Source organism: Curtobacterium sp. Arg-1 (genome assembly GCF_025643395.1).
In the GTDB taxonomy this organism is placed as follows: domain Bacteria; phylum Actinomycetota; class Actinomycetes; order Actinomycetales; family Microbacteriaceae; genus Curtobacterium; species Curtobacterium poinsettiae.
The window spans coordinates 1,849,767-1,867,849 of sequence record NZ_CP095731.1 but is presented as its reverse complement, the minus strand read 5'-3'; the positions used below and the strand labels follow the sequence as shown (position 1 = coordinate 1,867,849).

Annotated in this window: 17 protein-coding genes; 9 read left to right on the top strand and 8 right to left on the bottom strand. The window is 73.3% G+C overall.

What is annotated here, in order from left to right; genetic code table 11:
• The first annotated feature begins 112 nt into the window (after window positions 1-112).
• From MXD64_RS09015 to MXD64_RS08990, 6 genes are all read left to right on the top strand, one after another.
• On the top strand, window positions 113-1,669 hold the full coding sequence (locus MXD64_RS09015) for an aldehyde dehydrogenase family protein (protein ID WP_259495765.1): 1,557 nt from the start codon (window positions 113-115) through the stop codon (window positions 1,667-1,669).
• Window positions 1,666-3,159 carry a D-glycero-beta-D-manno-heptose 1-phosphate adenylyltransferase gene (gene rfaE2 / locus MXD64_RS09010; RefSeq protein ID WP_017887387.1) on the top strand — a complete coding sequence of 498 codons (1,494 nt, stop codon included), beginning with the start codon at window positions 1,666-1,668 and terminating at the stop codon, window positions 3,157-3,159. Before MXD64_RS09015 ends, rfaE2 begins: the two co-directional genes overlap by 4 nt.
• A complete protein-coding gene (locus tag MXD64_RS09005) occupies window positions 3,156-4,040 on the top strand; it encodes a glycosyltransferase family 2 protein (protein ID WP_259495767.1) in 885 nt (294 codons plus the stop codon). The genes rfaE2 and MXD64_RS09005 overlap by 4 nt, the downstream gene beginning before the upstream one ends.
• 93 nt (window positions 4,041-4,133) lie before the next feature.
• Window positions 4,134-4,895: a DedA family protein gene (locus MXD64_RS09000; protein ID WP_263136326.1), complete on the top strand. Its 762-nt coding sequence runs from the start codon at window positions 4,134-4,136 to the stop codon at window positions 4,893-4,895.
• Window positions 4,892-6,163, top strand: coding sequence for a sensor histidine kinase (locus MXD64_RS08995; RefSeq protein WP_263136325.1), 1,272 nt, complete (start codon window positions 4,892-4,894; stop codon window positions 6,161-6,163). The genes MXD64_RS09000 and MXD64_RS08995 overlap by 4 nt, the downstream gene beginning before the upstream one ends.
• Entirely contained in the window at window positions 6,160-6,822 is a 663-nt protein-coding gene (locus tag MXD64_RS08990) for a response regulator (RefSeq protein WP_042537158.1), read from the top strand. The genes MXD64_RS08995 and MXD64_RS08990 overlap by 4 nt, the downstream gene beginning before the upstream one ends.
• 86 nt (window positions 6,823-6,908) lie before the next feature.
• Here MXD64_RS08990 and MXD64_RS08985 read toward each other — a convergent pair whose 3' ends face one another.
• The 8 genes from MXD64_RS08985 to MXD64_RS08950 are packed head-to-tail and all read right to left on the bottom strand — an operon-like array spanning window position 6,909 to window position 15,972.
• Window positions 6,909-7,409 carry a Dps family protein gene (locus MXD64_RS08985; protein ID WP_056068605.1) on the bottom strand — a complete coding sequence of 167 codons (501 nt, stop codon included), beginning with the start codon at window positions 7,407-7,409 and terminating at the stop codon, window positions 6,909-6,911.
• 52 nt (window positions 7,410-7,461) lie between these two features.
• Window positions 7,462-7,884, bottom strand: a complete 423-nt coding sequence (locus tag MXD64_RS08980; protein WP_017887393.1) for an SIP domain-containing protein — start codon at window positions 7,882-7,884, stop codon at window positions 7,462-7,464.
• Window positions 7,885-7,913: 29 nt separating this feature from the next.
• Window positions 7,914-8,588, bottom strand: coding sequence for a TetR/AcrR family transcriptional regulator (locus MXD64_RS08975; RefSeq protein WP_071250759.1), 675 nt, complete (start codon window positions 8,586-8,588; stop codon window positions 7,914-7,916).
• Complete coding sequence (locus tag MXD64_RS08970) at window positions 8,585-10,675, bottom strand: CocE/NonD family hydrolase (RefSeq protein ID WP_263136324.1); 2,091 nt, start codon at window positions 10,673-10,675, stop codon at window positions 8,585-8,587. Before MXD64_RS08970 ends, MXD64_RS08975 begins: the two co-directional genes overlap by 4 nt.
• Complete coding sequence (locus tag MXD64_RS08965; protein ID WP_263136323.1) at window positions 10,672-12,465, bottom strand: dipeptide ABC transporter ATP-binding protein; 1,794 nt, start codon at window positions 12,463-12,465, stop codon at window positions 10,672-10,674. The genes MXD64_RS08970 and MXD64_RS08965 overlap by 4 nt, the downstream gene beginning before the upstream one ends.
• Window positions 12,462-13,349 (bottom strand): ABC transporter permease, encoded by an 888-nt coding sequence (locus MXD64_RS08960; RefSeq protein ID WP_042537148.1) that lies wholly within the window; start codon window positions 13,347-13,349, stop codon window positions 12,462-12,464. Before MXD64_RS08960 ends, MXD64_RS08965 begins: the two co-directional genes overlap by 4 nt.
• A complete protein-coding gene (locus MXD64_RS08955; RefSeq protein WP_017887398.1) occupies window positions 13,346-14,374 on the bottom strand; it encodes an ABC transporter permease in 1,029 nt (342 codons plus the stop codon). Before MXD64_RS08955 ends, MXD64_RS08960 begins: the two co-directional genes overlap by 4 nt.
• Window positions 14,371-15,972: an ABC transporter substrate-binding protein gene (locus tag MXD64_RS08950; protein ID WP_042537146.1), complete on the bottom strand. Its 1,602-nt coding sequence runs from the start codon at window positions 15,970-15,972 to the stop codon at window positions 14,371-14,373. The genes MXD64_RS08955 and MXD64_RS08950 overlap by 4 nt, the downstream gene beginning before the upstream one ends.
• A 235-nt stretch (window positions 15,973-16,207) precedes the next feature.
• Here MXD64_RS08950 and MXD64_RS08945 point away from each other — a divergent pair, with 235 nt between their 5' ends.
• The 3 genes from MXD64_RS08945 to MXD64_RS08935 are packed head-to-tail and all read left to right on the top strand — an operon-like array spanning window position 16,208 to window position 17,858.
• A complete protein-coding gene (locus MXD64_RS08945) occupies window positions 16,208-16,801 on the top strand; it encodes a molybdopterin-dependent oxidoreductase (RefSeq protein ID WP_042537144.1) in 594 nt (197 codons plus the stop codon).
• The gene (locus MXD64_RS08940) at window positions 16,798-17,589 is read left to right on the top strand and encodes a ferredoxin reductase (protein WP_259552516.1); all 792 of its coding nucleotides are present in this window, start codon (window positions 16,798-16,800) and stop codon (window positions 17,587-17,589) included. The genes MXD64_RS08945 and MXD64_RS08940 overlap by 4 nt, the downstream gene beginning before the upstream one ends.
• Entirely contained in the window at window positions 17,589-17,858 is a 270-nt protein-coding gene (locus tag MXD64_RS08935; RefSeq protein ID WP_214532438.1) for a DUF6510 family protein, read from the top strand. The genes MXD64_RS08940 and MXD64_RS08935 overlap by 1 nt, the downstream gene beginning before the upstream one ends.
• The last annotated feature ends 225 nt before the right edge of the window (window positions 17,859-18,083 follow it).

Sequence of the window (18,083 nt, the reverse complement as noted above, 5' to 3'; positions counted from 1 at the left end):
ACCCGGTCGGACGTCCAGCAGCGACCCCGGATGGACGAGAAGCGCGATGCCGTGACCGCACACAGCGGAGCCCGAGCACCGTGTGAGGCCCCGCCCGCTCCGGAAGGACCCCATGACGATCGCACCCCCCGCCGCTTACGACCTCGTGGTGACCGACCCCGTCAACGGGTCGATCGCGTCCACCGTGCGCCGCTCGACCGAGGACGACGTCCGCAACGCCGTCGCTCGCGCCCGAGCCGCTGCCGGCGCGTGGGCCCGGACGGCACCGGCCGAGCGTGGCGCCCTGCTGCACGCTGCGGCCGAGCACCTCCGTGCCCACGCGCAGGAGCTGGCGGACCTGAACACCCGCGAGACCGGCAAGGTGCCCGGCGACGCGATCGGCGGGGTCGAGGCCGGCATCGGGACGCTCGTGCAGTACGCCGAGCTCGGGCCGGTGCACCGCGGCGAAGCGCTGCGCGGGCAGTTCGGTGCTGCCGACTGGTCGGTGCCGCACCCGCGCGGCGTGGTGCTCGCGCTGACGCCGTGGAACGACCCGGTCGCCGTGGCGTGCGGGATGCTCGGTGCGGCGATCGTGACCGGCAACACCGTCGTGCACAAGGGCAGCGAGCGGTGCCCGGCGACCTTCGCCCGCCTGAACGCCCTGTTCGCCGAGGTCCTGCCGGACGGCGTGCTCATCGGGGTCGACGGCGACGCGACCACCGGCGAGCTGCTCCTGGCGCAGCAGGGCATCGACGTCTACGCGCACGTCGGCTCGACCGCGACCGGTGACCGCCTGAGCGAGGTGGCCGCGACCACCCGCGCCCACGTCATCCGTGAGAACGGCGGCAACGACCCGGTGATCGTCGACGCCGACGTCGACCCGGAGTGGGCCGCCGCACAGGTCGCCCTCGGCGCCTTCGCGAACACCGGCCAGATCTGCACCAGCGTCGAGCGGGTGTACGTGCACCAGGACGTCGCCGAGCCCTTCGTCGCAGCGCTCGTCGCCGAGGCGGAGCGCCGCACCGCAGCACCCGCCACCGAGTTCGGGCCGCTCGTGGACGACCGGCTGCGCGAGCTCGTCCAGACCCACGTGGACGACGCGATCGCCCGCGGTGCCTCCGCACGAACGGGCGGTGTCACGCCCGGCGGGCTCGGCTCGTTCTACCCGGCGACCGTCCTGACCGGCTGCACGGACGACATGCTCGTGCTGACCGAGGAGACCTTCGGCCCGATCGCCCCGGTGCGCATCGTGTCGGACTTCGCGGAGGGGCTCCGGCTCGCCGCGACCGACCGCTACGGGCTCGCCGCCACCGTCCTGACGAACGACACCGCGCACGCGCTCCGTGCCGCGGCCGAGCTGCCCGTCGGCACCGTGAAGGTGAACGCGGTGTTCGGTGGTGCTCCGGGCGGCAGCGCCCAGCCCCGCGGTGCCTCGGGTGCCGGGTTCGGGTACGGCCCGCACCTGCTCGACGAGATGACGACCACGACGGTCGTGCACCTGGAGGCAGCCCCGCCGCGGCGCACCGTCGAGCCGGCGACCGCAGCAGCCGGCAGCACCGCAGCAGCCGGCAACACCGCAGCCACCAGCAGCACCACCGCCGACACCGGCGCCGCCGCAGGTGCCACCGGCCCCGCAGCCGCTGCCGGCGCCACCGCCGGCAGCGCCGACACCGTGGGAGGCACCCGATGACCGCCGACGTCCGCCTGGTGCGCGACCTCGTCGCCACCGTCGACGACCGCGAACCCCTGGTCGTCGTCATCGGCGACTGCATCCTGGACCGCTGGACCGTCGGTGAGGCCGAGCGGGTCTCCCGCGAGGCCCCGGCCCCCGTCGTCCGCGTGACCGAGACCATCGCGGTGCCCGGTGGTGCTGCGAACACCGCCGTGAACGCCCGCGCCCTCGGCGCCCGGGTCCGCATGGTCGGGCTCATCGGCGACGACGAGGCCGGCGACGTCCTGCGCCAGCGGCTCGAGGCAGCAGGCGTCGACACGTCGTTCCTGGTCGAGATCCCCGGCGCCCGCACCACGACGAAGTCGCGCGTCGTCGGCGGTGACCGCGTCGTGGTCCGGGTCGACGAACTGGCTGCGACCCCGACCGCCGAACACGGCGAACGCCTCGCCCGCTCGGTCGCCCGAGCCGTCCGGTGCGCCGACGCCGCCGTGGTCTGCGACTACGGTCTGGGCGTCCGCGCCGAGGACGTCGTGCCGATGCTCGACCGCGACCGCCCCGGTGCCGTCGTGGTGGACGCGCACGACCTGACACGGTGGGCCGCACTGCACCCGGATCTCGTCACACCGAACGCCGGCGAGACGGCCGCGCTGCTCGGCACGGACCTCGGCACCGGTGCCGACCGGGTCGGCACCGTCGTCGCCGCGCGCGCCGACGTGCTCGCCCGCAGCGGTGCGCGCGCCGCCGTGGTGACGCTCGACCGTGACGGTACCGTGCTGCTCGAGCCCGGCTCCGACCAGGGCTTCCGCACGCGTGCGACGCCCGCCTCGGAGCAGCAGGCCTCCGGCGCCGGAGACACCTTCTGCGCCGCCGCGACGGTCGCCCTCGCCGTGCAGGCGCCCCTGCGCGACGCCGTGGCGGTCGCGCAGGCCGCCGCCGACGTCGTCGTCCGCGAGGCCGGCACATCGGTCTGCACCGCCGCCGCCCTGCTGGACTCGGTGACCGCACCGGCGGCGACCGTGGTGGACCACGACGAACTCGCCACCGCGGTCGAGGCTGCACGGCAGGCCGGGCGTCGGGTGGTCTTCACGAACGGTTGCTTCGACGTCGTGCACCGCGGCCACACCACCTACCTGCGGCAGGCCCGGGACCTGGGCGACCTGCTCGTCGTCGCGCTGAACGACGACGACTCGGTGCGCCGCTTGAAGGGCCCGGAGCGGCCGATCAACCCGGCCGAGGACCGCGCCGGCGTGCTCGCCGCACTCGCCTGCGTCGACCTGGTCACGGTGTTCGCGACGGACACCCCGATCCCGCTCATCGAACGGCTGCGCCCCGAGGTCTACGTCAAGGGTGGCGACTACTCCCCCGAGATGCTGTCCGAGACCGAGGTCGTCCGCGGCTACGGCGGCGAGGTCGTCATGGTCGACTACGTTCCCGAGCACTCCACCAGCGCCGTGGTGCGCCGGATCCGCGAAGCCGCCGCGCGGCCCGAACCGGACCCCGCACCGTGACCGCCCGCTGGTCCGGGTCCTGGGCGAAGGCCCCCGATCCAGCGGACACGAGCACGGTCGACGTCGACGTGCTCATCCCGACCGTCGGCCGGCCGGCCGAGCTCGCCACGACGCTCGCCGGCCTCGCCGCCCAGACCGACGTGGACATGTGCGTCGTGCTGAGCGACCAGTCCGCGGACGGGGACGCCGCCAGCGCGCCGGCGGTCGCCGCGATGCTCCGCGTCCTGGAGGCCCAGGGCCGGCCCGTCACGCTCCTCACCCACCCGGAACGGCGTGGCCTGGCCGAGCACCGGCAGTTCCTGCTCGACCACGCCGAGGCAGCCGCGGTGCTGTTCCTCGACGACGACGTCTGGCTCGAACCGGGCTCGGTCGCGCGGATGCTCGACGCGCTGCGGACCCTGGGTTGCGGGTTCGTCGGCAGCGCCGTGCAGGGGCTGTCGTACCTGCAGGACCGTCGCCCGCACGAGACCGCCGTGTTCGAGCGGTGGGACGGCCCCGTGGTGCCCGAGGTGGTGCGCCGAGGGACCCCGGGGTTCGACCGGTGGTCGCTCCACAACGCCGCGAACCCGACGCACGTCGCCGCCGACCTCGACCTGCACCCCGGCGAGTGGGTGCCCTACCGGGTCGCCTGGGTCGGCGCGTGCGCCCTGTACGACCGCCGTGCACTCGAGGAGGTCGGCGGCTTCCGGTTCTGGGACGCCCTGCCGCCCGAGCACGCCGGCGAGGACGTCGTCGCCCAGTGGCGGGTGATGGAGCGGTTCGGCGGCGCCGGCATCCTGCCCTCCGGCGCGGTGCACCTGGAGGCACCGACCACCGTCGTCGACCGTCGGGTGGACGCGCCCGACGTGCTGTTCGACCACGGTGGAGTCATACCGCGGTAGGGGGTGGTCGAGACCGCAGCGGGATGGCAGCGGCGCCGCGGCTCCGTAGCGTCGTCCTCGTCGACGAACGCCGTCGGCGGGAGGGAACACCCCGTGTTCGACCAGATCACCCCGCTCGTCGTCGAGTTGGCCGCGAGTCCGCTCGTCTACGTCATCCTGTTCGCCCTGTGCCTGCTCGACGGCTTCTTCCCGCCGGTGCCGAGCGAGTCCGCCCTGGTCGCGGTCGCCGCGATCGCCGCGACGTCGGGGCAGCCCGTGCTCGCGGTGGTGCTCGTCGCCGCCGCCCTCGGTGCGATCGCGGGGGACTCGATCGCGTACTGGATCGGCCGCCGGATCGGGTTCGCCCGGTTGGCCCGGTCGAAGCGACCACGGATCGCGGCGGCGTTCGCCTTCGCGGAACGGCAGATGCAGCGCCGGTCCGCCAGCCTCATCCTGACCGGTCGTTTCATCCCCGTCGGCCGGGTCGCGGTCAACATGACGGCCGGTGCCACCGGCCTGCCCTACCGCCGGTTCCTCGCGATCAGCGCGATCGCGGGGCTCGCGTGGTCGGCGGTGTCGATCGGGATCGCGCTGGCCGCATCGAGCGTGCTGCACGAACCCATCGTCGCGGCCCTGGTGTCGATGGTGGTCGCCGCCGGGCTCGGGGTCGTCGTCGACCGGTTGCTCGGGAGCATCAGCCGCAGGCGCGACGCACGTGCCGCAGCCCGAGCAGCAGCCCCGAGCACCCCGAGCACCCCGACGGCGACGAAGCCTGCCACGATGGCTTCGACGAAGGCCGTCACGAAGGCCGTGCAGTCGTCGTCCCCCTCCCCCGCACCTCGCCTCGCCCGAACCGGAGAGATCGCCCGCCCGTGACCGTCGTCCCCGATCCACCCCGGCCCGACCGACCGACCCGGGGCACCCTGGCGCTCCGGATCGGGTTCGTGCTCGTCGCGGTCTCCCTGTTCGCCGTCGCGGCCCCGGTCACCGCCGTGCACGACGGCGTCCCGGTGCCGCTCGCCCTGCTCGTCACCGCCGTGCTGTCGGCGAGCATCGGCCTCGCGCCCCTCTTCCCCCGGACCGCGTCGGTCGTGCACCTCGCCGCCCTCGCCGGCCTCGGGGTCCTGACGGCGGACGGGTCCGGCGGACCCTGGCCGATCTCGGTGACGAGCATCATCGGACTCAGCCTGTTGCTCGTGGTGCTGGGCGTCCGCACCACCTGGCGGCTGACCGCCGTGGTCTGGGTCGCGGCGACGCTGCTCCCCCTGGTGCTCATCGGTGTGACGCCCGGCCGGTGGGGTCAGGTCGACGTCTGGGCGACGAGCTTCGTGGTGAGCGCCGGCGACACCCTCGTCCTGGCCGCCGCGGCGGTCGTCATCGGGCAGCGCCGGTCCGTGCGCGAGGAACTCGCAGCGGCCCGCCGCGACACCGAGCTCGAGCAGGCGCGGCGCCGGACGGTCGAGGAACGCTCCCGGATCGCCCGTGAACTGCACGACGTCGTCGCACACAGCATGTCCGTCGTGCACATGCAGGCCGAGTCCGCCCCGTACCGCGTGGCCGACCTGCCGCCCGCGGCCCGAGCTGAGTTCGCGGCGATCGCCGAGACGTCGCGCACGGCCCTGCGGGAGATGCGGCAGCTGCTCGGCACCCTGCGCGCCGACGCCGACGCCGAGCGTGCGCCGCAGCCGCGGCTCGCCGACCTGCCGGCACTGGTGCAGGCCACCCGCGCGGCCGGCATCCCCGTCGAGCTCCGCCTCGGCGACGACCTCAGCCTCGCCGACGACGACGACATCGACCACGTCGGGCGGCTCGCGCAGCTCACCGTGTACCGGGTCGTGCAGGAGGCGCTCGGCAACGTGGCCCGGCACGCGCCCGGTGCGGCAACCGTCGTGACGGTCGACAGGCACGGGTCGGCCCTCACGGTCGAGGTCGCCAACACCGCACCCCCGGCCGGCAGCGTGGCCGGTGCGCCGCCGGACGACGGCGGCTTCGGTCTGGCGGGCATGCGCGAGCGGGTCGCCGCGCTGGGCGGCACCATCGACCACGGACCCGACCCGGACGGCGGCTTCCGCGTCGCGGTCAGCCTGCCCGCCCAGCCCACCGCGACCACGTCGCAGCCGACGGCCGAAGGAGGATCGCGATGACGCGGGTGATGGTGGTGGACGACCAGCAGATGTTCCGTGTCGGACTGCGGGCGATCCTCCAGGCCCAGGACGACGTCGACGTCGTCGGCGAGGCAGCGAACGGCGCCGAAGCGGTCGCGATGGTGACCGTGCTGCGGCCCGACGTGATCCTGATGGACGTGCGGATGCCGGAACTCGACGGCATCGAGGCGACCCGCCGGATCACCGCGGCGCCCACGGCGTCGCCGGTCCGCGTGGTGATGCTCACGACGTTCGACATCGACGACTACGTGTTCGACGCGCTCCGTGCCGGGGCGAGCGGGTTCCTGCTCAAGGACGCCAGCGCCGAGGAGCTCGTGCAGGCCGTCCGGACCGTGGCGGCCGGCGACTCCCTGCTCGCTCCGCGGGTGACCCGGCACCTGGTGGAGGCGTTCGTCGCCGGTCCGCAGCCGGCGGCACCCCGGACCGAGGTGCTCGACGTGCTGACCGACCGTGAGCGGGACGTGTTCCTGCTGATGGCGCGGGGGCGGTCGAACGGCGAGATCGCGGCGGAGCTGTTCATCGCCGAGCAGACCGTGAAGACCCACGTCGGTCGGGTCCTGGCGAAGCTGCAGCTGCGGGACCGGGTGCACGCCGTCGTGCTGGCCTACGAGAGCGGGTTGGTCACGCCGTCGGCGTGATGTGCGGGCGCGGGACGCGACCGCAGACGGACGGGAGGCCCGGTGCCAGCTGGCACCGGGCCTCCCGTCAGCGCTGTGGTCGCGACTCAGGCGGCGAGGTGCGCCTGCAGGAACCAGCGGTCCTTGGTCAGTGCGCGCTCGATCTCGATCGCGACGTCCTGGCTGTTGAGGTCGACCTCGTCGAGGCCGTCGACGGCACGGCGGACCTGCAGCAGTGCCGCGTCGATCTGGGCGATCACCTCGGTGACGGTGACGTCGGAGTTCTGGAAGCCCTGCGACAGCGGCGGCAGGGTGGTGTTCGCTGCGACGGTCGCGATGCGCGAGTCGACCGGCAGGCCGAGGGCGACGATGCGCTCCGCAGCCTTGTCCGCGTAGTCCTGCGCGTGCTCGACGATCTCGTCGAGGAGCTCGTGCACGCCGACGAAGTTGCGGCCACGGACGTGCCAGTGCGCCTGCTTGCCGTTGACGACGAGTGCCTCGAGGTCGATGACGACGGGGGCGAGGAACTGGGCGACCCCGGCAGCGAGCTCCGGCGTGGTCGAGAACGGGGACGTGGTGCTCGTGGTGGTCGTGCTCTGCGTGGTCATGGGACAACCATGCCCCCGTCTTTTGCACACCGCAAGGAAGAGCAGGCTGCCCTTACCCGCCGTACTCGACCTGGACCTGCTGGCCGGCGTCGGTGAGTTCGAGCTGCACCATGGACCGTGCGCGCTCGATCCACGGGCTGTCGGCGCACCCGATCCAGACCGAGGTGCGGGGCTCGCAGTCCGTCACGCACCACTCGGCGGCCCACCCGGTCAGGGCGTGTGCCAGCGCTTCACCGTGGTCGGCGAAGACCAGCGGGGCGACGGCCGAGCTGCGGGCGCTCCGGACCAGCCACGTCACGGTGACGCGCGGCGGGGCCGGCAGCAGGCGGATCTGCTCGGCGAGGGCGACCTCGACGAAGACCTGTCCGTACGCGTTCTCGGGGAGTTCCGCGAGCTGGCGGTGGATCTCGACCAGGTCTTCGGCACCGCCCGCGATGAGGATGCGTTCGCTGGGCTGTCGCCGGGTCCGTGCCATGTGCCCACGGTAAGGGAAGCCTTACCTCATCACAAGGGGGAACGGCCGGTTCCGGCGATGTCCACAGCGGGCACACCGAGTTCGTGCGACAGGAACCGCCACATCCACGACAGGGCGACCGTGTTGGTGAGGCCAGGCACGCCCTGGGCGATCTGCGTCGCGACGCCGTCGCTGTACGCGGCGAGCTGCAGCGCGACGGTGTCGGCGTCGACCGGGTCGGCGCTGCCCGTGCTGTCGCGCGCGCCCCCGAACACGCCGGCGTCCACCCCGCGCCGGATGACCCGCACCAGGCAGGCCTCCCAGACGCGGATCCGTTCGGCGTACTCGGCGGCGACCTCGGGCCGACGCACCACCGCGGTCCAGTAGTCGGACCAGATCCGCCAGTGCTGCCGGACCTGCTCGGTGTCGCCGAACAGCGGCGCCACGAGCATCCGGAGTCCCACCAGCACGTCGGGTTCGGCGTCGACGGCCGTGACGATCGCGCCGTAGAAGCGCTCCGTCTCGAGCACCACGACCTCGTTGAGGATCTCCGCCACACTGCCGAAGTGGTACGTCACGGTGCCGACCGAGACCCCTGCCTCGGCCGCGATGTCCCGGAGTCCCGTGGCACCGACGCCGTTCCGGACGATCACCGCGCGGGCGGCCTCGACGATCATCGCGCGTCGGACCTCCGGCCGCTGCCGGACCCGTGCTGCCGCGGTCACGCCGAGGTCCTCGGCACGTCGTCGACGAAGGTGCGCTCGGTGACGAGCACCTCGGGTTCGTCGGGTCCGCCGTCGCGGGCCCAGGCGCGCACGGTGTTGACGACGTGGAAGGCGTCGGCGTCGGCGGTGACCTCGGACGTGGTCTCGAGGCGCGCGGCCCACGCGGGCTTCATCAGCCCGATCGCCCAGCGGGAACTCGCCCGTGCGCTGGTCGGGTCGTCGGAGCGGATCCGGTAGGTCTCACGGGCGTCCTCGGTGAACACCAGGCCGTCCGGGTAGACGCGCCCGCCGCCGTACCCGGGGTCGACGTCGAGCGTCCACTCCCCCGTCTCCACGTCGTGCGTCACCGTGCGCTGCGGCAGCGGATCGGCGGGGGCGACGCGCTCGATCACCAGGGGCTCGGACCGTTCGGGCTCGGCGAAGGCCACGCCGTCGTCGGTCGTCCGGGTCCAGGTGGGCAGGGTGACGCTCGAGGCGGTCGGGTCGATCGTCACCGTGGCCTCGACGCCGTGCGGCCACACCCACGGCCAGTAGGACGACGAGACGGCGATGCGCAGCCGGTGTCCGGCGGCGAACCGGTGGCCGGTCGAGACCAGGCGCACGGGCAGCTCGGCCGGCGTCCCGGGCACGAGCACGTCGTCGCGGTCCATGCCGTCGCGTTTCGCGGCGTTCAGCACCCCGCGGGTGACGAGCGTCGACGAGCCGTCCGGGGCGACGTCGCAGAGCCGGACGGTCAGGGTGGCCCGGGGCTGGTCGCTCGTGACCGACAACCGCACGAGCACGTTGCCGAGCAGGTCGAACGCCTTGCCGACGGGCAGGTCGAACGTGACCGACCGGCCGTCCTCGGCGCGCTGGTCCGGCGGCAGGTCGGTGGCGTTGCCGAACGGGAAGAACCGGCCTGCGTCCATCCCGGTGTGCTGCGGGGACCGCACGACGACGGGCCCGAGGTCCCCGCCCCGGAGTGCGGCGAGGGGCAGGACGCGCTCGTGGGTCGCGGCGGAGGGCCATGCCTCGGCACCGATCCAGCGACCGCGGCGACCGGCGTAGTACGGCGCGGGGGCCTCGCCCTCGTTGATCCAGGCCCGCAGCGCGGGGTCGTCCTCGACACCGGTGTCCACCCCGAGCAGCCAGCGGTCCCACCAGCGCAGGGTCTCCTGCAGGAACCCGATCGACGGACCCGGCGCCAGCCCACGGTCCGGGTACTGGTGCGACCACGGGCCGACGATGCCCTTCACGGGGGCGCTGACGTGGTCGACGAGCCGGAGCACGGCGTCCCGGTAGGGGTCCGCCCAGCCACCGACGGCGAGCACCGCGGCGCGGATGCCGTCGTAGTCCTCGGCGGCGCTGCCGTGCCGCCAGTAGTCGTCGCGCTCCTGGTGCGCGAGCCACACCGGCGTCATCGGTCGGTTCGCCTCGAGCCGTTCCCGCCAGCGGTCGACCCAGCCGGAGCCGACGACCTCGGGCCGGGGCGGGCGAGAGTTGAAGGCGAACATCGTCGCACCCCAGGCCGCCATGTCGATGCCGAGCACGGCGCCGCCGACGTAGTGCACGTCGTTGTCGTACCGGTCGTCGGTCGAGCAGACGGTCACGATGGCCTTGAGCGCGGCGGGTGCCCGGGCCGCGAGCTGCAGCGCGTTGAAGCCGCCCCACGAGATGCCGAACATGCCGACCGCACCGGTCGACCAGGGCTGCTCAGCGAGCCACGCGATCACGGACTCGCCGTCGAGCAGCTCCTGCTCGCTGTACTCGTCGTCGAAGAACCCGTCGGACGAGCCGGTCCCGCGGATGTCCACGCGGACCGAGGCGTACCCGTGCTGGGCGTACCAGGGGTGCCGCTCCGAGTCGCGCGGCGCGGTCCAGTCGTCGAGCCGGTACGGCAGGTACTCGAGCAGCACCGGGGTCGGGTCGCTCGGCGCCCCGGGCTGCGACTGCGCCGGCGCCCAGATCCGGGCGTGCAGCCGCACGCCGTCGGGCATCGGGATCCACTCGTCGCGGACCGTCACGCCCGCGGGCAGCGAGCCGGGGTCGCCGATGGCGGTGAAGCTGGCGGCGGCGGTGCCGTGGTGGGTGCCGTCGTCGGTGGTCATGCGTCCTCCCAGTTGCGGGTGCGGTGTCCGTCGCCGTGGTCGGTCCAGCCGTCGGCGTGCCGCCAGCGCGGCACGCCGTCACCGACGTCGGGCAGGGTCGTGCTGCCGGGTTCGAGCGTCGCCGCGAGCAGCGTCGACGTGTACGGGTGGTTCGGGCCGGTGAACACGCGTTCGGTCGGTCCGGTCTCGACGATCCGGCCGCCGGTCATCACCGCGACCCGGTCGGCCACGCCCCGCACCACGGCGAGGTCGTGGCTGATGAACAGGCAGGCGAGGCCCCGCTCGCGCTGCAGGTCGGCCAGCAGCGCGAGGATCCCCGCCTGCACCTGCACGTCGAGCGCGGTGGTGATCTCGTCGGCGATCACGAGCGACGGCTCCGCTGCCAGTGCGCGCGCGATCCCGACGCGCTGCCGCTGCCCGCCGGACAGCTGCGCGGGCAGTCGGTCGGCGAACTCCGGCCCGAGCCCGACCTGCGTCAGGAGCGTCCCGACCCGCTCTCGAGAGGACGAGCCGCTGAACAACCGGAGTGGCCGTGCGATCGCGGCGCCCACGGTGCGCCGCGGGTTGAGCGACGTGTCCGCGTTCTGGAACACGAGCTGCACCGCGCGCCGCAGGTCGGCCGCACGACCGGCGATCGGCACGCGCAGGTCGCCGTGGGTCGTGCCGTCGTCGTAGGTGAAGGTCCCCGACTCGGCGGGCACCAGCCCGGCCAGCGCCGTCGCCAGCGTCGACTTGCCGCTGCCGGACTCGCCGACGACGGCGAGCGTCTCGTGTGCGGCGATCGTGAACGAGACGCCGTCGACGGCGGCCGGCAGGCCGCGGCCGTAGCGGATCACCAGGTCCTCGGCGGTCACCACAGGGCGGGCGAGCGGTTCGGGAGGAACGGTTCGGCCGGCCATGGAGGCGACCGTCGACGAGACGGTCGCCGTCTCGGGCACGTGCCCCGATCCTCCCGGCCGTCGCCCGTCCGGCACTGCGGCCAGCAGGGCGCGCGTGTACTCGTGCTGCGGCGCGGCGAAGAGCGCCGCCGTGGCGGCGTGCTCGACGACCTCACCGTCGCGCATCACGGCGATCTCGTCCGCCATGGCGGACACGACCCCGAGGTCGTGGCTGACGAGCAGGACGGCCATGCCGAGCTGCTCGCCGAGGTCGGCGACCAGGTCGAGGACCGCAGCCTGCGTGACGACGTCGAGGGCGGTGGTCGGTTCGTCGAGGACGAGCACGCGCGGCCGGGCGGCGACGGCCATCGCGATGGCGATGCGCTGCTGCTGCCCACCGGACAGCTGGTGCGGGTACCGGCGGACGATCGCGTCGGGGTCCGGCAGCCGGACCAGCCGGACCAGCTCGGCGACGCGCTCCGGGCCGTCGGGCTCGCCGTGCGCGCGGAGGGCCTCGCGGATCTGCTCCCCGACGCGCATCGACGGGGTGAGCGCCTGGCCGGCGTTCTGGGCGACGACCGAGGCGGTGCCGCCGCGGAGTTCCCGGCGACCGGACGGCGACAGGGCGAAGACGTCGGCGCCGTCGACGCGGACCGTCCCGCCGTCGATCGCCGACCCGGCCCGCAGGTGCGCGAGCAGCGTCCGCGCGACGGTGGACTTGCCGCTGCCGGACTCGCCGACCAGGCCCAGGGTGCGACCGGCCTCGATCGCGAACGAGACTCCCCGGACGACGGGGACGCGTCGCTTGCCGGCGGCGTACGAGATGGACAGGTCGTCCACGCGGACGATCGCGTCGGGCACGGTCGCTGTCGCTGTCGCTGCGGACGTCGTGCCGGTGTCGGTGCGGGTCATGCGCTGACTCCCTGCTTGGCGCGGTCGACGCCGAGCGACTTGCTCAGGCCGTCGGCCGCGAGGTTCAGTCCGATCACCAGCGTGGCGAGTGCCACGATCGGGGCGAGGGTGCCGAGCGGCACCACGGTGAGCGCGGTGCGGTTCTCCTGCACCATCAGGCCCCAGTCCGGGGTCGGGGGGTTCGCGCCGAAGCCCAGGAAGGACAGCGACGCGACGAGCAGGACGATCCACGAGGCCCGCATCGCGTACTCGACGAGCACGACGTCGAGCACGTTCGGCAGGATCTCGCGGAACACGATCGACAGCGGCCGCTCGCCCCGGGCGCGGGCAGCGGTGACGTAGTCCTGGGTGATCACGGTGCGGGCGGCGCCGCGGACGACCCGGGTCACCGCGGGGGCGTAGACGACGGTGACGGCGAGGACGATGACCCACAGGCCGGCGTCGAACACCGTGACGACCACCAGGAGCGCCAGGATCGACGGCACGCTGAGCAGGGCGTCGACGACGCGCATGACGACCTCGTCGAACCAGTTGTCGGCGTACGCCGTGACGCAGCCGAGCACGGTGCCGACCGCGACGGCGATCGTGGTGGCGAGGAACGTCACCGACAGCGCGTACCGGCCGCCGTTCAGGGTGCGGGAGAGCACGTCGCGCCCGTACTGGTCGGTGCCGAGCCAGTGCGTCCACGTCGGACCGGCGAGCACGTCGCCGGCGTTCGTGGCGACCGGGTCGTGTCCGGCGATGACCGGTGCGAGCAGGGCGAGGACGACGTGCAGGGCGATGAGGCCGAGCCCGATGCTCAGCGCCGTCGACCCGCGCAGGGGTGCGAGCGCGCCGGCGAGGACGTCGCGTCCGGTGCGGCGGCGGGGTGCGGTGGCGGTCATGCGGCGGCCTTCCTGGTGCTGCGGGCGCTGCGGGTGCGCGTGCGCGGGCGCCGCTGGCGGGTCCGCAGCTTCGGGTCGAGTGCGAGCGCGACGAGGTCGGCGGCCAGGTTGCACACGACGTAGATCAGGGCGCTCAGCAGGGCGATCGCCTCGATCGTGGGCAGGTCGCGGTTGAACACGGACTCGAGCATGAGCTTGCCCATGCCCGGGTAGTTGAAGACGTTCTCGACCACCACGACACCGCCGAGCAGCCACGCGACGTTGAGCGCGACGACGTTGAGCGTCGGCAGCAGGGCGCTCGGCACCGCGTGCTTCCAGACCACTCGGCGCATGGTCAGGCCCTTGAGCTCGGCCGTCGTGACGAACTCCGACGCCATCACGTCGATGGTCGACGAGCGGGCCGTCCGCACGATGTAGGCGGCCATCGCGAGCGTCAGGACGATGATCGGCAGCCAGATCGTGGGCAGCAGCTCGGCGACGGTGGCGTCGCTCCCCCGCAGCACGACGGCGGGGAAGACCGGCAGGCCGATCGCGAACAGCAGCACCAGGACGGTGGCGACCATGAACTCCGGCACGCTCATCACGACCAGGCTGACGATCGAGATGACCTTGTCGCTCGGACGGCCGCGGCGGACACCGGCGACGACACCGAGCGTCAGGGACACCGTGACGCCGACGAGCATCGCGGGCACGGCGATGAGCATGCTGTTCCGGAAGGCCGTGAACAGGGTCGGGGCGACCGGTTCGCCGCTGACGAGCGAGGTGCCGAAGTCACCGTGCACCGCACCGCCGAGCCACTGCAGGTAGCGGAGCCAGACGTTCTGGTCGAGGCCGAGCGTCTCGCGGAGTTGCTTGACGGCGTCGGGGGTGGCGTTCTGCCCGAGCAGCTGCTGGGCGACGTCACCGGGGAGCGCCTGCACCGCCAGGAACACGAAGAGCGAGGCGAGCACCACGGTCAGCAGGGCGATCCCGACGCGGCGGAGGACGGGGACGAGGACGTCCGACGGTGTGTTCGTGGTCGTCATCGGCGCAGTCCGATCCGCAGGTAGTCGAACTCGAAGCCGTACTCCGAGTAGTTCACGACGTCGCGGGACAACCCCACGAGCCGGTCGCCGAACATCGGCGTCATGTCCGCTCCCTGCTCGACGACGAGCCGCTGGGCGTCCTGGTACAGGGTGAGCCGCTTGGCGTCGTCCATCTCGGCTCGGGCGTCGTCGAGCAGCCCGTCGAAGGTCTCGTTCGACCACGCGCTCTCGTTGTACGACGAGCCCGAGCGGAAGATCTGGTTGAGCAGCTGGTCGATCGGCCGCCCCGTGAACCAGTAGCTCACCATGAGCGGCTTCTGCATCCAGATCTGCGTGTAGTACGAGTCGGAGCTCGCGTTGCGGACGGTCAGGCGGATGCCCGCGTCGGCGACGGCGTCCCGGTAGGCCACGGCCATCGGGGTGAACACCGACTCGTAGCTCGACGTGTAGATCTCGGCGCGGAAGTCCGCACGCCCGGCCTGCTTGAGCAGCGCCCGGGCCTTGTCCGGGTCGTACTCGCGGTGGTCGTCGACGAACGCGGCGAGCTGCGGCGGCACGGGGTTGTCCCAGCCCGCCGAACCGGTCCCCTGCAGCGCCGTGTCGACGATCTTCCGGGGGTCGTAGGCGAGCTTCATCGCCTGCCGCACCCGTGGGTCGCTGAACTCGTCGCTCGTGGCGAGCATCGGGATCGTGTACCACTGGGCGTTCTTCGACCGGGCGACGGTGGCCCGGCCGGACGCCGACACCACCCGGGCGGTCGCGAAGTCCAGGTTCGTCTGCGAGATGAGGTCGATCTGCCCGGCGAGCAGGGCGTTCACCCGCGCCGTGGTGTCCTGGATCGAGTAGAAGTCGATGCCGTCGAGTGCCGGGCGGCCGGCGAAGTGGTCCGCGTAGGCCTCGACGCTGCCCGCGCCGGCCGGGGTGAAGGACGACAGCCGGAACGGCCCCGTCCCGATCCCGGTGCGACCGATGTCGGCGACGGCGTCTGCTGGCACGATGTAGCACTGGTACGCGGTGAGCAGCGAGGGGAACTCGGCGTTCGGCTTCGTCAGCGAGAAGCGGAGCGTGTACGGATCGACGGCGCGCATCGAGTCGGCGTCCATGACCTCGCCGAGCACGCCGGCCTGCGGGCTGCCGGTCTTCTCGTCGAGGATGTGCCGGATGCTCGCGATGGCGTCGTCGGCGGTGAAGCGGGAGCCGTCGTGGAAGGTCACGCCACGGCGGAGCGCGAAGGTCCACTCGGTGCCGTCGGCGTTCGCGGACCACTCCTCGGCCAGGTCCGGCACCGGGGTGCCCTGCTGGTCGAGCTTGACGAGCCGGTTGTACAGCGCACCGAGGTACTCGTAGGCCGACAGCGAGCTGGCGGAGTCGAGGGTCTCGGCGGCCGAGGCCGCCGGCCGGGCGATGCGCAGGCGTCCGCCGCGACGGGCGACGCCGGTGGCTGCGGTTTCGGGGATCGTGGGGGTGCCGGCGGACGCGCCGGAGCTGCACCCGGCGAGCGTGAGCAGGCCGAGGCCGGCCAGACCGGCGGCGCCGGTGATGAGCGCCCGACGGCTCGGACCGTGGGCGCCTCGGGGTTCGGGGACGATGGGCTGCATTCGGGGTGACCCCTCCTGTAATCGTTCCGGTGAACGATAGAGGTCCCCGGCCGATCCCCCAAGCCCGCTCCCGGCGGTCGACGCGGGACCAGGGGCGCCGGGAACGGCGGACCGGTGCGGATCCGCCCCCGAGGACGACCGTTCCGTGCACGGGTGGAACGTTTACCAACCCGTTACACGGCGCGCTCCGGCACGCGGCATGATCGGGAACGCACCGACGTTCCCGAGGAGGACCATGGCCACGTTCACCCGCGGGTTCGGCGGTCGCCGTGCCGACCGCGACGACACCCGCATCCCGCCCGGGCAGACCCTGGTCCGTGACTGGCCCGTCCTGTCCGCCGGCGCGACGCCCGACATCGAGCCGACCGACTGGGCCTTCTCGATCCGCACCGAGTCCGGCCTGCACCAGTGGACCTGGGACGAGGTGCACGCGCTCGGCGTCGAGGACGTCACCGTCGACATCCACTGCGTCACGCACTGGACCAAGCTCGACATGCCGTGGCGGGGCGTCCCGCTCGACCGCCTGTTCGAGGACGTCGAGACCGAACTCGACTACTGCATGGTGCACAGCCACGGCGGCTACACGACCAACGTGCCGCTCGACGAGCTGCTCGACGGCAAGTCCTGGATCGCGTTCGAGGCCGACGGTGCGCCCCTGACGCCCGAGCACGGCGGGCCGGCCCGCCTGCTGGTCCCCCACCTGTACTTCTGGAAGAGCGCCAAGTGGGTACGCGGCATCGTCATGCAGTCCGACGACGAGCCCGGCTTCTGGGAGAACGCGGGCTACAACCTGCACGGCGACCCGTGGAAGGAAGAGCGGTACTGGTGACGCTCCCCGACACCGGCCTGGAGGCACGGATCACCCCCGCCACGCGACCCGCCGCACGCAGGCGGCCGGCCTGGCACGCCGCCACCGTCGCGTCCGTCGTCCGCGAGACGACGAACGCGCGCCGGATCGTCCTCGACGTCCCCACCTGGCCGGGCAACGACCCCGGGCAGCACCTGGACCTGCGGCTGACCGCCGAGGACGGCTACCAGGCCCAGCGCTCGTACTCCATCGCGTCGGCCGGCCCCACGACCGATGTCGTGCTCGCGGTCGACCGCGTGGACGGCGGCGAGGTCTCCCCGTTCCTCGTCGACGCTGTCGAGGTCGGCGACGCGCTCGATGTCCACGGACCCCTGGGCGGCTGGTTCGTCTGGCGGCCGGGCGAGTCCACCAGGCCCGTGCAGCTTATCGCCGGCGGCTCCGGCATCGTGCCGCTCGTCGCGATGGTGACCGCCCACGCCGAGGCGGACGACCCGGCGCCCTTCCGGCTCCTCGCAGCCGTCCGCACGCCGGACGACGTGTTCTTCCGTGCGGAACTCGACCAGGCGCTCGCGAGCCGGGCACCGCTCGAGGTGACCCACGTGTACAGCCGCACCGCGCCTCCAGGCTCGTCCGTGCCGGCCGGGCGGCTGACGCGGGACGCGCTCGCTGCGGCGGTGTTCCCGCCGGACGCGGGTGCCCTGGTCTACGTGTGCGGGTCGACGCCGTTCGTCGAGCAGGTGCTGCGCTGGCTCACCGAGCTCGGGCACGACACGAGCGACGTCCGCGCCGAACGGTTCGGGGGCAGCTGATGGTCGTCGTGGACGGCAACGCACTGGCGGGGACGCTGGCCGACAGTCTGGGGCCCGAGCCGACCGTGGTCGCCCTGCGCTGCGCCGGGTGCGGTTCGCTCGGGGTGCTCGGGCAGACCACCGTCCACCGCACCGCGATGGGGGCGGTGGCGCGCTGCCGCGGGTGCGACGCGGTGCTCGTCACGGTCGTCGAGTCCGGTGCCCGGCGGTGGGTGGGGTTGCCCGGTGCTCGCACGATGTCGGCGTCGCTACCGGACGGCATCGAGTAGCACAAGGCTCGCGCGGCGGGTCGTGCGGGGTTCTTGCGGGTTCCCGCAACCCTGGATCCGGTCCCCACCCGAACGGGGGTCGGCTCCGGATACATCCTCGGAACTGCGCCGGGCCACCCACCCGGTGCGTGCCGGTGGGGGCAGGGTCGCCTCCGCGCCCGGTGGGCGCGGGTACCCGAAGCCTGCGCCCACTGGGCCCCCACGCCTTCGGCCACGGTGATCCCG